Genomic DNA, 14658 nt, shown 5'->3' with positions numbered 1-14658 from the left:
AGTTTCCCGGGCATGGAAAGCGACAACGCCATCGAGGCGGAGGGCTTACGCCGCGTCTACCGCACCCGGACCGGCTGGCTGCGGCCCCGGCGGGAGACCGTGGAGGCGGTGCGCGGGGTCGACCTCACGATCCGCCGCGGCGAGCTCTTCGGCCTGCTCGGTCCGAACGGCGCCGGCAAGACCACCACCATCAAGATGCTCAACACCCTGCTGATCCCGACCGCCGGCACGGCCCGGATCTGCGGGTACGACGTGGTCCGCGACACCCGCGAGGTGCGCCGCCGGATCGGGTACGTCTTCGGCGGCGACCGCGGCCTCTACGACCGCCTCTCCGGCCTGGACAACCTGCGCTACTTCGCCGAGCTGTACGGCGTCCCCGCCCGCGACCAGAAGCACCGGATCGCCGAGCTGCTGGAGCTGGTCGGACTGACCGGCCGGGAGCGCGAGCCGGTCGACGGCTACTCCCGTGGCATGCGCCAGCGGCTGCACATCGCCCGCGGCCTGCTGCACCGGCCGGAGGTGCTGTTCCTCGACGAGCCGTCGATCGGGGTGGACCCGGTCGCCGCCCGCGAGCTGCGGCGGACCGTCGCCGACCTGGCCGCGAGCGGCACCACGGTGTTGCTGACCACGCACTACATGGCCGAGGCGGACGAGCTCTGCGACCGGATCGCGGTGATCGCCGGCGGATCCATCCAGGCCCTGGGCACCCCGGCCGAGCTGCGGCACCGGGCCGACGGGCGGCGGATCGTCGAGGTCGAGGCGTACGGCGTCCCGGCCACCGCCCTCACCGCCCTGCGCGACGTGCCCGGCGTCCGGGAGACCGCGCTGGAGGAGCGCGGCACGCTGCAGCTGCTGACCGTGCAGTCGGACGCGCACGTGGACGTCCAGAGCGACGTGCTGCGCGAGCTGGCCGGGATCCGCCTGGGCCGGGTCAACAGCCGCGAGCCCACCCTGGAGGACGCCTACGTCGCCATCGTGAACGCCTCATGAGGACCCTGCGGACCCTGTTGATCGGCACGGTGCTGCACGCCAAGCACCTCAGCCGCTCCCCGTTCGAGATCGCGCTGGCCCTGGTCATCCCGCTGGTCCAGGCCACCCTCGCGGTCTACCTGTTCCGCGCCGGCGACGAGCCGCACCGGCTGCTGGAGGCCGCGGTCGGCGCCGGCCTGATGGGCATCTGGTCCTCGGTGCTGACCGGCTCCGGCGGCGCCATCCAGCGGCAGCGCTGGCACGGCACCCTGGAAATGATCATGCTGGCCCCGCGGCACCCGATCCTGGTGATCCTGCCGATCACCGCGGCGACCGCGGTCACCGGCACCTACTCGCTGCTGGCCACGCTGCTCTGGGGCCGGCTCGTCTACGGCATCCCGCTGGAGTTCGCCCACCCGGTCGCGTTCCTCGCCGCCGCCGTGGTCTGCCTCGTCGGGCTGGGCATGTTCGGCCTGCTGATGGCGTCCACGTTCGTCCTGCTGCGCAACGCCAACGCGCTGGCCAACCCGCTCGAATACCCGATCTGGCTGCTCTCCGGCATGCTCGTGCCGATCGGCACGCTGCCGTCCTGGACCGGCCCGATCGCCGCCGTGCTGCCCACCACCTGGGGCGCCCGGGCGCTGCGCGAGGCCACCACCGGCGGGCCGGTCTGGCCGTCGGCCGCGATCTGCCTGGCGATCAGCGTGGCGTGCCTGATCCTCGGCGCGTTCTTCCTCGTCTCCTTCGAACGCCGCGCCCGTGCGGCGGGAACCCTGGCGCTCTCGTGAAGACTCTGCGACTGATCGGCATCGGTGGCGTGCTCGCCTACCGGGCCCTGTTCAACTGGACCACGCCGGCCATGTACGTCGGCACGCTGCTCGCCGGCCCGACCTTCCAACTGCTGTTCTTCGCCTATCTGGGGCGGCAGCTGGGCGTCGCCGACGACGGCTTCTTCATCCTCGGCAACGCGGTGCTGGCCGCCTCGAGCGCCTGTGTCTTCGGCGGGACGATGGCGGTCGCCAACGAACGGCGCTACGGCACGCTCAGGCACGTGCTGCTCTCGCCGCGCAGCCGGACCGTCATTTTCTGGGGGCGCGTGTTGCCGTACGCCGGCAATGGGCTCTTGATCGCGGTTTTCACCCTGCTCATGGGGGTGCTGCTGCTGGGCCTGCGGATCCCGCTCGCGGCCCTGCCGGGGCTGGCCCTGGCGCTCGCGGCCGGGTCGCTGGCCTGCGGCTTCTTCGGGCTGACGCTGGGCGCGCTGGGGCTCCGGTTCCGCGACGTGTGGGTGGTGTCGAACGTCTCGGCAGCCTTGCTGCTGTTGCTGACCGGGGTGAACGTGCCCCGCGACAACCTGCCGCCGTGGATGATCAGCGTCGGACAGGCGCTGCCGATCACCCACGCGGCGGAAGCGGCCCGGCTGCTGGCCGCCGGGCGCGGCCTCGGCGCCGCCGCGCCCGCGCTGGGCCGGGAGTTGCTGGTCGGCGCCGGTTACGCGCTGCTCGCCGCGGTGCTGCTGCGGGTCTTCGAGGCGGAGTCGCGGCGCCGGGCCAGCCTGGACACTCTTTAGAGGGACAGCTCAGACGTTCGGGAACCAGAGGGCCAGCTCGCGCTTGGCGCTGTCGGCCGAGTCGGAGGCGTGCACCAGGTTCTCCCGGTTGGACAGCGAGAGGTCGCCACGGATCGTGCCGGCCGCGGCCTTACGGCCGTCGGTCGCGCCGATCATCGCCCGGACCACCTCGATCACCTCGTCGCCGGAGAGCACCAGCGCGGCGAGCGGACCGCTGGTCATGAACTCCTTCAGCGGCGGGTAGAACGCCTTCTCCACGTGCTCGGCGTAGTGCTGGTCGGCGAGCGCGGCGTCCATCGTGCGCAACTCCAGCGCCTCGACGACCAGGCCCTTACGCTCGAAACGCGACAGGATCTCGCCGAGCAGTCCGCGACGGACGGCGTCAGGCTTGATGAGCACGAGCGAACGCTCGGTGTTGCTGGACACGTGGGTTCCTCCGGAGATGACAAGGCCGACACGCCTGAGGTTCAGCCTATCGGTACCTCCGGGAGCGCGAGCGGCGATGCCGGTACTGCCGCACTTTCGCTCAGTGACCGGCGGGCCATAACCTGACGGGGAACAACCGGGAGGTCCACAGTGGCGAACCAGGCCGGCCGGCCCATCGCTCCGGCACGCAAGTTGGTGGCGTGGGTGCTCGGCACGCTCGCGGCTTTCGTGATCTTTTTAGGTCTCGGCATGCAGAGCTGGCCCGTCGCGATCTTCGGCTTCGTGGTGCTCGGGCTGGCGATCGCGCTCGCGATGATGACCAACGTGCGCCGAGGTGGCCGGGCCACCGTGGCCGGCACCGCGGAGATCCTCGACATCACCGCGCCGCCGATCGCCGGGGCCTACGGCCGTGCCGAGATCCGGGCCATCGTGGTCGCGCCCGGTCTGGGCACCTTCGACAAGATCATTCGGGACGGCCGGGTGCCGGTCGCGAAATGGCCGCTGATCGGCTCGACCGTGCCGATCACCGTCGACGTCGACGACACCCGCCGCGTCCGGGTCAACTGGAAAGAGGCCGCGGACGTCGGCCCGGCCGGCGACCCGCCCCCGCCCGGGCAGCAGGCCGACTTCGACCTGGAGCCCGAGCCCGAGCCGGACGGCGATCCGGACGACGCGGTGCTCCCCCCGGTCAACCCCGGAGCCTGGGAGAACAGGTCCGAAGACCTTCAAGACGAAGAGACGATTTCGACGTACGGGGAATCGCGCGTGACCACCCCGGTGGTGGTTCGGGACACGCCGAGCGGGCCGGTGGTCGAGGGTCAGCTGGTCGGCAGCGACGGGCAGGCCACGCAGTTGCCCCGGCGGGCCGGGAGCGGGCCGCGGGCGGCCGACTTCGAGGCGGCGGAGACCGATCCGATCGGTTTCGCCCCTCTCGACGAGGAGCCGGCGGCCGCGTCGCCCGTCTCTCCTGCCTCTCCCGCCTCTCCCGCCTCCTCCGACACCGCCGATCAGGCTGGGTCCGGGTCCCCCTCGTCCGGCCGCTCAGAGCCCGCTGAGAGCCGGGAGACGGCTGCCGCGGGCACCGCCACCGATCGGCCCGGCTCGGGCGCGTCCTCGTCGGCCTGGCCGTCCGCGAGCTATCCGCCGCCGCCCGGCCCGACCCAGTCCAGCCGCCCGGCCGGTGGCGCGGAGTCCTACGACTTCCCGCCGCCGCCCGCGCCGGGCCGCTCGACGTCGACGTCGGTCCCGATGGACGACGACTACTACCCGCCGCCGCCGGCCCCGGGCACGCCCAGCCGGTCGTCGGAGGACTTCGACTTCCCACCGCCGCCGCCTCCGGGGAAGGGCAGGCCGGCCCCGTCGACCCCGACCGGCTCGGACTTCCCGCCCCCGCCACGCCCGGCCACCCCCACGTCCGGCGCCGCCTCGGGCCCAGCCCCCGCCAACGCCCCCACCAGCCCGGCCCCTAGCAGTCCCGCCCCTAGCAGTCCCGCCTCTACCAGCCCGGCTCCCAGCAGTCCGGCTCCCAGCCGGGCCTCGGCGGGTAGCACCTCCGGGCCGGCCGCATCCGAGTCCGGATCAGCCCCCGCTGGATCAGCCCCCGCTGGATCAGCCCCCGCTGGATCAGGCCCGGCGCCGGCTGCCACCCCGGCGCGCTCGGCGATGTCCGGCTCGACAACCGCCGGCGCGGCCTCAGGCCCGGCCACAACCTCCGGCCCGGCCACATTCTCCTCCGGTCCGGTCGCTTCGGGTCCGGTCGCTTCGGGCCCGGTCGCTTCGGGTCCGGTCGCTTCGGGCCCGGTCGCGTCCGGCCCGGTTGCGTCCGGTGCGCCCGCGCCCGGTCGCCAGTCGACGGGCAGCGGCTCCACCGTCGGCGCGTTCGCCGCCGGCGTGGTCGCCGGAGCGACGACCGCGTCCACCCGCCGCCCGCCGGGCACCCGCCCGAGCCCCAAGCCGCGCTCCAGCGCCACCGCCACGGTCGAGCCCCCGGCCGCGAACCCGCAGCCCAGCGGCCGTCCGCCGACGCAGCGCACCTCCGCCGAGACCGATCCGCTGATCGACCTCCCGCTGGACGAGCCGGCCGTCACCCCGGACCCGGAGCCGAAGTCCACCCACTCGGGCCGGACCCGCTTCGTCGACCAGCCCACCAAGTCGGCCCCCTCGGAGTCCACCCCGTCGGAGTCCGCCCCGGCCGCGGCACCGTCCCCGATCCCAGGACCACGCTCCGAGCAGCCGGCTCCCACCGACGACTACCCGCCGATGGCGTTCCCCACCAGCGCGTACCCGTCAGCACCCGAGGCCCCGACCCGCCCCGAGCCGACCCCGGCCACCTACCGGACCCAGCCCAAGCCCCAGCCGACCGCCTCCCCGGCGTCCCCCACGCCGACCCCGGTCACACCACCACCGACCGCCCCGGAGCCGGACCGTCCCTTCCCCACCGCGCCGGCCCCCACCACCCAGCGCCCGACCGGCCCGGTGGTCCCCACCGACGACATCGACATCCCGCTGGACGAGAACCCGGACACACCCCCGGAAGCCACCCCCGAGGCCGCCCCGGCCGTAGCCTCCGGAGTCGTCGCACCCCCAGCCGAAGAACCCGCCGCCGAGCCCCCCGCCGCCCCGGCGCCGACGGAGACAGCCCAGGCCCCGGCCACCCCCGCAGCGCCCGCAGCGCCCGCAGCGCCCGCAGCGCCCGCAGCGCCCGTGGCCAAACCCGCCGGCAGCCCGTGGGGTGACTTCGCCGGCCGCCAGGAGCCGGACGACCGCACCGCCGACGTGATCACCGCCTACCCCAGCGCCCGCCCCGGCCCGGCCGGCGCGATCCACGGCGTCGGCATCACGATCCTGGTCACCAACCTGGAACGCTCGATCGCCTTCTACCGGGACACCCTCGGCTTCTACGAGATCGACACCGGCGAGGGCAGCTCGGTCCTCGCGTCCGGCGACACCCGCGTGGTCCTGCGCACCGTCCCGAACCTGTCCGCCGAGGCCGGCCGCCTGATCTACCTCAACCTCGAGGTCGGCGACATCGAGGCGATCCACGACGAGCTCAAGGCCAAGGGCGTCAAGTTCGTCCACTCCCCGCGCCCGGTGAACCGCGGCGACAAGCTGGAGCTCTGGTCCGCGACGTTCCGCGACCCGGACAACCACAACATCGCGATCACCCAGTGGCGCGCCATCCGCCCGGACCCCGCGCCCGAGGCCTAGAAACGGAGAAGGGGAGCCACCCACGGTGGCTCCCCTTTCCCGATCGAAGAATCAGCTCAAAATCGACTTCCGGACGTACGTCGCATAGGCCCACGCCAGCCCGAAGATCACCCCGAGCGCCGCCAGCGACCAGTGCACCAGCCCGGCCGCGATCAGCGCCACCTGCAGCCCCGTCCCGGCGTTCCAGCCCCACCGGCGGCCCATGCACCCGGCGAGCCCCGCCGCGATCACCGCCAGCGCGATGACCACCCCGATCCCCCACCCGGTCAGGTCACCGCCGAGGATCCGGATCGGCTGGATCGCGAGCAGCAGCACGATCGCCTCCAGTGCGAGTGTGCCGGCCCCCAACCCCCGTACGGCGGCCTCGGGGTTGCGCAGGCCGGAACGCCGCGGCGCGGCGCCTGCCTCGCCCTCCGCGGACATCGCGTGCTCCTCCGGGTCGGTCATCGCTTGAGCAGTTTCCGCGCGTCCGCGACGGTGGCCACCGAGCCGGTGATCAGCACGCCGACCCCGCTCAGCTCGCCGGACGCGTCGTCCTCGGCGAGCACCACGGCTTCCTCGATCGCGTCCGGCATGGTCGCCGCGATCGTCACCCGGTCCTCGCCGAAGAACTCGACCGCCAGTTGGGCCAGCTCACCGGCGGGCATCGACCGGGGCGAGCTGTTCTGCGTCACCACGATCCGGGCCGCGACCGGCTCGAGCAGGTCGAGGAGCCCGGCCGCGTCCTTGTCGGCGAGCACCGCGAGGACCACGACCAGGTGCCGGAAGCTGAACTCCTCCTCCAGCGCGGCGACCGTGGCGGCCATGCCGTGCGGGTTGTGCGCGACGTCCAGCAGGATGGCGGGCGCGCTGCGGACCCGTTCCAGCCGGCCGGGCGAGTCGACCTCGAGGAAGCCCTCGCGGATGAGGTCGATCTCGAGCTGCTTGTCCGGCCCGGCGCCGAGGAACGCCTCGACCGCGGCCAGCGCGAGCGCGGCGTTCTGTGCCTGGTGCGCGCCGAACAGCGGCAGGAAGATCTCCTCGTAGACGCCGCCGAGCCCGCGCAGCACGAGGACCTGGCCGCCGACCGCCTGGGTCCGCTGGACCACGCCGAACTCGCTGCCCTCGCGGGCCAGCGTGGCGCCCATCTGCGCGCAGCGTTCCACGATCGGCCGCATGGCCTCCTCGGTCTGCTGCGCGCTGATCACCGTGGCGCCCTTGTGGATGATCCCGGCCTTGGCCCAGGCGATGTCCTCGATGGTGTCGCCGAGCCACTCGGTGTGGTCCAGCCCGATCGGGGTCATCACGCAGACGCCGGCCTCGATCACGTTGGTGGCGTCCTCCTCGCCGCCCAGGCCCACCTCGACCACCGCGATGTCGACCGGCGCGTCCGCGAACGCCGCGTACGCCATGGCCGTGGTCATGTCGAAGTAGGTGAGCGGCTCGGTGTTCCGGTCGTCGATCAGGTCGGCGAGCGGCGCGACGTCCTGATACGTCGCGACCAGCCGCTCCTCCGAGACCGGCTCCCCGTCCAGGCTGATCCGTTCCCGGACGCTCTGCAGGTGCGGGCTGGTGTACCGCCCGGTGTGCAGGCCGCACGCCCGCAGCAGCGCGTCGATCATCCGGGCCGTGCTGGTCTTGCCGTTGGTGCCGGTCAGATGGATCGACGGGTAGGCCCGCTGCGGGCTGCCCAGCATGTCCATCAGGTCCCGGATCTTCTGCATGTCGAAGACCATGCGGGTGAAGCCGCGCTCGTTGAGCGCGGCTACGACCTCGGTGTACTCGCTCATGTCCAGCTTTCTTCAGACGGAACCGCGTCGGCCCCGCGCGAGAATCAGGCCGCCGGCAGTGCTTCGAGCGCCGCGGCGATCCGGACCAAGTCTGCCTCGGCGGTCGCCAACCGGTCCTTGATCTTGACGACGACCTGCTCCGGCGCCTTGCCCACGAACGCCTCGTTGCCCAGCTTGCCCCGGCACTGCGCGGCCTCCTTCTCGGCGGCCGCCCGGTCCTTCTCCAGGCGGGCCCGCTCGGCGGCCACGTCGATCGCCCCGCGGGTGTCCAGGTCGACGGTGATCCCCCCGGTCACCGCCAGGGTGGCGGTGACGGCGAAGTCGGCCCCCGGCGTGTCGAGCCGGACCAGCGAACGGATCAGCGCCTCGTGCGTGTCGATCCCGACGTTGCCCAGCCCGGTCAGCGCGGCCGAGACCCGCTGGCTCGGCTTGAGCCCCTGGTCGGACCGGAACCGCCGGACCTCGGTGACCACCTTCTGCAGCGCGGCCAGCTCCTCCTCGGCGGCGTCGTCGACCAGCGCGTGGTCGATCGACGGCCAGGTCGCGAACGTCACCGTCGCGCCGCCGGTGAGCGCGATCCACAGCTCCTCGGTGACGAACGGCATGACCGGGTGCAACAGGCGCAGCAGCTGGTCGAGCACGTGCCCGAGGACCCGGCGGCTACGCGCCGCCTCCGGGGTGTCCTGGGCCAGCACCGGCTTGCTGAGCTCGAGGTACCAGTCGCAGACGTCGTCCCACGCGAAGTGGTACAGCGCGTCGCAGACCTTCGCGTACTCATAGCTGTCGAAGTGCTCGTTGACCTCGGAGACGGTGTGCTGCAGGCGGGACAGCACCCACTTGTCGATCGCGCTGAGCTCGCTCGGCGCCGGCAGCTCGCCCTCGACGGTCGCGCCGTTCATCATCGCGAACCGGGTGGCGTTCCACAGCTTGTTGCAGAAGTTGCGCGAGCCCTGGCACCACTCCTCGCTGACCGCCACGTCCGAACCGGGGTTGGCGCCGCGGGCGAGGGTGAACCGGGTGGCGTCGGCACCGTACTTGTCGATCCAGTCCAGCGGGTCGACCACGTTGCCGAACGACTTCGACATCTTCTTGCCGAACTGGTCCCGCACCATGCCGTGCAGGTTGACCACGCTGAACGGCTCCTTGCCGTCCATCGCGTAGAGGCCGAACATCATCATCCGGGCGACCCAGAAGAAGAGGATGTCGTAGCCGGTGACCAGCACGCTGGTCGGGTAGAACTTCTCCAGCTCGGCGGTCTTCTCCGGCCAGCCCAGCGTGGAGAACGGCCACAGGCCCGAGGAGAACCAGGTGTCCAGGACGTCCTCGTCCTGGTGCCAGCCCTCGCCGGTCGGGGGCTGCTCGCCCGGCCCGACGCAGACGATCTCGTCGTTCGGCCCGTACCACACCGGGATGCGGTGACCCCACCACAGCTGACGCGAGATGCACCAGTCGTGCATGTTGTCGACCCAGGCGAAGTACCGCTTCGACAGCTCCTCCGGCTCGATCCGGACCCGGCCGTCGCGCACCGCATCGCCGGCCGCCTTGGCCAGCGGCTTGGTGTTGACGAACCACTGCAGCGACAGCCGCGGCTCGACCGTGGTCTTGCAGCGCGAGCAGTGCCCGACGGAGTGCTCGTAGGGCCGCTTCTCGGCGACGATCCGGCCCTGCTCACGCAGCGCGGCGACGACCGCCGGCCGGGCCTCGTACCGGTCCAGGCCCTGGAACGGGCCGGGCACGGTGATCACCGCGCGCTCGTCCATCACGGTCAGGCTGGGCAGGTTGTGCCGCTGGCCGATCTCGAAGTCGTTCGGGTCGTGCGCCGGGGTCACCTTGACCGCGCCGGTCCCGAACGCCGGGTCGACGTGTTCGTCGGCCACGATCGGGATGCGCCGGCCGGTCAGCGGCAGCTCGATCTCGGTGCCGACCAGGTGCTTGTACCGCTCGTCGTCGGGGTGCACGGCCACCGCGGTGTCACCGAGCATGGTCTCGGCCCGGGTGGTGGCGACGACGATCGAGTTCGCCCCCTCGCCGTAGCGGATCGAGACCAGCTCACCCTCGTCGTCGGTGTGCTCGACCTCGATGTCGCTCAGGGCGGTGAGACAACGCGGGCACCAGTTGATGATCCGGTTGGCCCGGTAGATCAGGTCGTCGTCGTACAGCCGCTTGAAGATCGTCTGGACGGCCCGGGAGAGCCCCTCGTCCATCGTGAACCGCTCACGGGTCCAGTCGACGGAGTCACCCAATCGGCGCATCTGGCCGAGAATCGCCCCGCCGGACTCGGCCTTCCACTCCCAGACCTTCTCCACGAACTTGGACCGGCCCAGGTCGTGCCGGGAGAGCTGCAGCTCGGCGAGCTTGCGCTCGACCACGTTCTGCGTGGCGATGCCGGCGTGGTCCATGCCGGGCAGCCAGAGCACCTCGAAGCCCTGCATGCGCTTGAGCCGGACCAGCGCGTCCTGGATGGTGTGGTCGAGAGCGTGGCCGATGTGCAGCGAGCCGGTCACGTTCGGCGGCGGGATGACGATGGTGAACGGCGGCTTGTCACTCTTCGGGTCGGCGGTGAAATAGCCCTCCGATACCCACCGCTCATACCGCGACTGCTCTACGTCGCCCGGCTGGTACTGAGCGGAGAGGCCACCGGTGGGCCGGCTGTCGGGAGTGCGGGTATCGGTTGCATCGGTCACCCGGCAAGTCTACGGATTCCCGCGCGCGACCCGGAATTCGCACTGCCACCTGTGGATAACGGTAGGCTCGCCAGATGTCCGAGCCCGGCCAGAATCCCCCCACTTCCGCCCCGCCGGCCGACGGCCCCCACTCGTCCCCGGGCGCCGACGACCGCCAGGTGAGCGGGCCCGAGCCGATCGAGATCCAGGTCGCGCCGTTCGGTCTGATGGACGACGACGAGCCCGGGTCCGCCGCGCTCAGCCCGGCCCGCCGGCGCACCCGATCGATCGCGCTGGCCTCCCTGCTCGCCGTCGGCGTCGCGGGCGTGGCCGCGCTCGGCTGGTTCTACTGGCAGGTCCACTCGCAGCGCACCGTCACCCTGACCACGCCGGCCACGATCGGCGAGCTCACCCTGGACACCAGCCCGAACGCGCAGGAGACCGCGGACTATCTGCAGACCGCGCTCTCCGCCGAGGTCGATCTGGACAATACGGTCAGCGCCGTCTACAGCGGCGCCGGCGACAAGGACGTGCTGTTCTTCGGCGGAACCACGCTGATCTGGAGCCCGGGCAAGGACCTCGAGACGTCGTTCGACCTGTTCGCCGACGACCAGGGCTCGGTCACCGGCCTGCACGACGTCGACGCCGGCCCCCTGGGCGGCTCGATGAAATGCGGAAACACGGTCAGCGAGGGCAAGGAAATGGCCGTCTGCGGCTGGGCCGACCACGGAAGCCTCGCCCTGGCCATGTTCCCGGGCCGCTCCGAATCCGAAGCCGCCCCGCTGATGCGCCAATTCCGAAAAGCAATTCAAACCCGCGATTGACGTACGGCATAAAGCCCCACAAACGCAAAACGCCCCGCCCCGAGATCTCCCTCAGGGCGGGGCGTTCCGTTTTACGCGCATACGAAGAAGGGCCCACCCCGTGGGGTGGGCCCTTCTCAACGTTAAGTCCGGCGGCGTCCTACTCTCCCACACCCTCCCGAGTGCAGTACCATCGGCGCTGGAGGGCTTAGCTACCGGGTTCGGAATGTGACCGGGCGTTTCCCCTCCGCTATGACCACCGTAACAACGGTCAGCGGTAGAACAAACCAGCAACCCAACCATTACAGTCGAGGTGGTTGTTCGTTTGCTGTGAATCACACAGTGGACGCAAGTAAAATGTTTAGGGTGGTTAAGCCCTCGGCCTATTAGTACCGGTCAACTCAACACGTTACCGTGCTTACATCTCCGGCCTATCAACCCAGTAGTCTAGCTGGGAGCCTTACCCACTCAAGGTGGTGGGATACCTCATCTCGAAGCAGGCTTCCCGCTTAGATGCTTTCAGCGGTTATCCCTTCCGAACGTAGCCAACCAGCCATGCTCCTGGCGGAACAACTGGCACACCAGAGGTTCGTCCGTCCCGGTCCTCTCGTACTAGGGACAGCCCTTCTCAAGTATCCAACGCGCACGGCGGATAGGGACCGAACTGTCTCACGACGTTCTAAACCCAGCTCGCGTACCGCTTTAATGGGCGAACAGCCCAACCCTTGGGACCTGCTACAGCCCCAGGATGCGACGAGCCGACATCGAGGTGCCAAACCATCCCGTCGATATGGACTCTTGGGGAAGATCAGCCTGTTATCCCCGGGGTACCTTTTATCCGTTGAGCGACACCGCTTCCACACGCAAGTGCCGGATCACTAGTCCCGACTTTCGTCCCTGCTCGACCCGTCAGTCTCACAGTCAAGCTCCCTTGTGCACTTACACTCAACACCTGATTGCCAACCAGGCTGAGGGAACCTTTGGGCGCCTCCGTTACCCTTTAGGAGGCAACCGCCCCAGTTAAACTACCCACCAGACACTGTCCCTCGACCCGATCAGGGCCGCAAGTTAGATACCCAAACCCAACAGAGTGGTATTTCAACAATGACTCCACCCGAACTGGCGTCCGAGCTTCACAGTCTCCCACCTATCCTACACAATCGAATTCAGATACCAATGTCAAGCTATAGTAAAGGTCCCGGGGTCTTTCCGTCCTGCCGCGCGTAACGAGCATCTTTACTCGTACTGCAATTTCGCCGGGCCTGTGGTTGAGACAGTGGGGAAGTCGTTACGCCATTCGTGCAGGTCGGAACTTACCCGACAAGGAATTTCGCTACCTTAGGATGGTTATAGTTACCACCGCCGTTTACTGGCGCTTAAGTTCTCCGCCTCGCCCCGAAGAGCTAACAGGTCCCCTTAACGTTCCAGCACCGGGCAGGCGTCAGTCCATATACATCGTCTTACGACTTGGCATGGACCTGTGTTTTTAGTAAACAGTCGCTTCCCCCTGCTCTCTGCGGCCATACCACGCTCCACCCGCAAGGGGCTTCACGCGTCCGGCCCCCCTTCTCCCTAAGTTACGGGGGCAATTTGCCGAGTTCCTTAACCACAGTTCACCCGTCGCCTCGGTATTCTCTACCTGACCACCTGTGTCGGTTTAGGGTACGGGCCGCTCGAAACATCGCTAGAGGCTTTTCTCGGCAGCATAGGATCAATGACTTCACCAGAACGGCTCGGCATCACGTCTCAGCCTATTGCACCGCGGATTTGCCTACGGTACGGCCTACACGCTTACCCCGGCACAACCACCGGCCGGGATCATCTACCTTCCTGCGTCACCCCATCGCTAAACTACTACCAACCAGGGTCCTAGACTCCACACCCTTGGTCCGAAGACCGCCGGCGCTTTGCGTAGTTAGCATGGAAAGGTTCGTCTTGGGCGTTTCTTTGCGGGTACGGGAATATCAACCCGTTATCCATCGACTACGCCTCTCGGCCTCGCCTTAGGCCCCGACTCACCCAGGGCGGATTAGCCTGGCCCTGGAACCCTTGGTCATCCGGCGGAAGGGGTTCTCACCCTTCATTCGCTACTCATGCCTGCATTCTCACTCGTACAGCGTCCACGCCTGGATCACTCCGGCGCTTCACCCGCTGCACGACGCTCCCCTACCCATCCACACCAAGGTGTGAATGCCACAGCTTCGGCGGTGTGCTTGAGCCCCGCTACATTGTCGGCGCAGAACCACTTGACCAGTGAGCTATTACGCACTCTTTAAAGGATGGCTGCTTCTAAGCCAACCTCCTGGTTGTCAATGCGATCCCACATCCTTTTCCACTTAGCACACGCTTAGGGGCCTTAGCTGGCGATCTGGGCTGTTTCCCTCTCGACTACGAAGCTTATCCCCCGCAGTCTCACTGCCGCGCTCTCACTTACCGGCATTCGGAGTTTGGCTGATTTCAGTAAGCTTGTAGGCCCCCTAGACCATCCAGTGCTCTACCTCCGGCAAGAAACACGCGACGCTGCACCTAAATGCATTTCGGGGAGAACCAGCTATCACGGAGTTTGATTGGCCTTTCACCCCTAACCACAGGTCATCCCCCAACTTTTCAACGTTGGTGGGTTCGGTCCTCCACGCAGTCTTACCCACGCTTCAACCTGCCCATGGCTAGATCACTCCGCTTCGGGTCTAGAACATGCGACTAAAAGCGCCCTATTCAGACTCGCTTTCGCTACGGCTACCCCACACGGGTTAACCTCGCCACATGCCACTAACTCGCAGGCTCATTCTTCAAAAGGCACGCCATCACCCCAGCTAGGGAGGCTCTGACGGATTGTAGGCGAACGGTTTCAGGTACTATTTCACTCCCCTCCCGGGGTACTTTTCACCATTCCCTCACGGTACTAGTCCGCTATCGGTCACCAGGAAGTATTCAGCCTTACCAGGTGGTCCTGGCAAATTCACAGCAGATTCTAGGAGTCCGCTGCTACTCGGGAAAATCCATAAGGAGGCTTGCAGTTTTCGTCTACCGGGCTCTCACCGTCTACGGCTGGCTTTCCCACGCCATTCGACTAACAACAAGCTTTGTAACTCCTCGGAAGGCTGTCAGACCAACCACAAGAAATCCCACGACCCCCAATACGCAACCCCTGACAGGTATCACGCGTACCAGGTTTAGGCTAAATCCGCTTTCGCTCGCCACTACTCACGGAATCACTTTTGTTTTCTCTTCCTACGGGTACTGAGATGTTT

General features: G+C 68.6%; 9 protein-coding genes and 2 rRNA genes (1 of these 11 running past the window's edge). 5 read left to right on the top strand and 6 right to left on the bottom strand.

The features are described 5' to 3' along the window. Nucleotides 1–12: 12 nt before the first annotated feature. The 3 genes from L3i22_RS06400 to L3i22_RS06390 are packed head-to-tail and all read left to right on the top strand — an operon-like array spanning nt 13 to nt 2539. Entirely contained in the window at nt 13–990 is a 978-nt protein-coding gene (locus tag L3i22_RS06400) for an ABC transporter ATP-binding protein (protein ID WP_255657996.1), read from the top strand. Next, entirely contained in the window at nt 987–1757 is a 771-nt protein-coding gene (locus L3i22_RS06395; protein ID WP_221326060.1) for an ABC transporter permease, read from the top strand. Before L3i22_RS06400 ends, L3i22_RS06395 begins: the two co-directional genes overlap by 4 nt. Next, nucleotides 1754–2539, top strand: coding sequence for an ABC transporter permease (locus L3i22_RS06390; protein WP_255657994.1), 786 nt, complete (start codon nt 1754–1756; stop codon nt 2537–2539). The genes L3i22_RS06395 and L3i22_RS06390 overlap by 4 nt, the downstream gene beginning before the upstream one ends. Nucleotides 2540–2548: 9 nt before the next feature. Here L3i22_RS06390 and ndk read toward each other — a convergent pair whose 3' ends face one another. Then, nucleotides 2549–2965 carry a nucleoside-diphosphate kinase gene (gene ndk, locus L3i22_RS06385; protein ID WP_221326059.1) on the bottom strand — a complete coding sequence of 139 codons (417 nt, stop codon included), beginning with the start codon at nt 2963–2965 and terminating at the stop codon, nt 2549–2551. 249 nt (nt 2966–3214) lie between these two features. On the opposite strand from ndk, the gene L3i22_RS06380 reads away from it, so the two are divergent. Then, nucleotides 3215–6172 carry a VOC family protein gene (locus L3i22_RS06380; protein WP_221326058.1) on the top strand — a complete coding sequence of 986 codons (2958 nt, stop codon included), beginning with the start codon at nt 3215–3217 and terminating at the stop codon, nt 6170–6172. A 51-nt stretch (nt 6173–6223) separates the two neighbouring features. On the opposite strand, the gene L3i22_RS06375 is transcribed toward L3i22_RS06380, so the two are convergent. The 3 genes from L3i22_RS06375 to L3i22_RS06365 are packed head-to-tail and all read right to left on the bottom strand — an operon-like array spanning nt 6224 to nt 10625. Next, the gene (locus L3i22_RS06375; protein WP_221326057.1) at nt 6224–6619 is read right to left on the bottom strand and encodes a DUF4233 domain-containing protein; all 396 of its coding nucleotides are present in this window, start codon (nt 6617–6619) and stop codon (nt 6224–6226) included. Beyond that, a complete protein-coding gene (locus tag L3i22_RS06370; protein WP_221326056.1) occupies nt 6616–7941 on the bottom strand; it encodes a folylpolyglutamate synthase/dihydrofolate synthase family protein in 1326 nt (441 codons plus the stop codon). The genes L3i22_RS06375 and L3i22_RS06370 overlap by 4 nt, the downstream gene beginning before the upstream one ends. 44 nt (nt 7942–7985) lie before the next feature. Beyond that, nucleotides 7986–10625, bottom strand: a complete 2640-nt coding sequence (locus L3i22_RS06365; RefSeq protein ID WP_221326055.1) for a valine--tRNA ligase — start codon at nt 10623–10625, stop codon at nt 7986–7988. Nucleotides 10626–10699: 74 nt separating this feature from the next. Between L3i22_RS06365 and L3i22_RS06360 the strand changes: the two genes are divergently transcribed. Then, nucleotides 10700–11428 (top strand): hypothetical protein, encoded by a 729-nt coding sequence (locus tag L3i22_RS06360; protein WP_221326054.1) that lies wholly within the window; start codon nt 10700–10702, stop codon nt 11426–11428. Nucleotides 11429–11554: 126 nt separating this feature from the next. On the opposite strand, the gene rrf is transcribed toward L3i22_RS06360, so the two are convergent. Together rrf and L3i22_RS06350 are read right to left on the bottom strand one after the other, a co-directional pair. Next, nucleotides 11555–11671 (bottom strand): 5S ribosomal RNA (gene rrf, locus L3i22_RS06355). 102 nt (nt 11672–11773) lie between these two features. Continuing rightward, nucleotides 11774–14658: ribosomal RNA gene (locus L3i22_RS06350) — 23S ribosomal RNA — on the bottom strand; it runs 197 nt beyond the window's last position.

It is taken from the genome of Actinoplanes sp. L3-i22 (assembly GCF_019704555.1).
GTDB lineage: Bacteria > Actinomycetota > Actinomycetes > Mycobacteriales > Micromonosporaceae > Actinoplanes.
The sequence above is the reverse complement of the archived record's forward strand: the minus strand, read 5'-3'. Positions and strand labels throughout refer to the sequence as shown.

Bases quoted from the DNA above. Each gene is read 5' to 3' on its own strand.
- L3i22_RS06380 (WP_221326058.1), top strand. From the start codon at position 3,215: ATGCAGAGCTGGCCCGTCGCGATCTTCGGCTTCGTGGTGCTCGGGCTG.
- L3i22_RS06395 (WP_221326060.1), top strand. From the start codon at position 987: ATGAGGACCCTGCGGACCCTGTTGATCGGCACGGTGCTGCACGCCAAG.
- L3i22_RS06360 (WP_221326054.1), top strand. From the start codon at position 10,700: ATGTCCGAGCCCGGCCAGAATCCCCCCACTTCCGCCCCGCCGGCCGAC.
- L3i22_RS06370 (WP_221326056.1), bottom strand. From the start codon at position 7,941: ATGAGCGAGTACACCGAGGTCGTAGCCGCGCTCAACGAGCGCGGCTTC.
- L3i22_RS06400 (WP_255657996.1), top strand. From the start codon at position 13: ATGGAAAGCGACAACGCCATCGAGGCGGAGGGCTTACGCCGCGTCTAC.
- L3i22_RS06375 (WP_221326057.1), bottom strand. From the start codon at position 6,619: ATGACCGACCCGGAGGAGCACGCGATGTCCGCGGAGGGCGAGGCAGGC.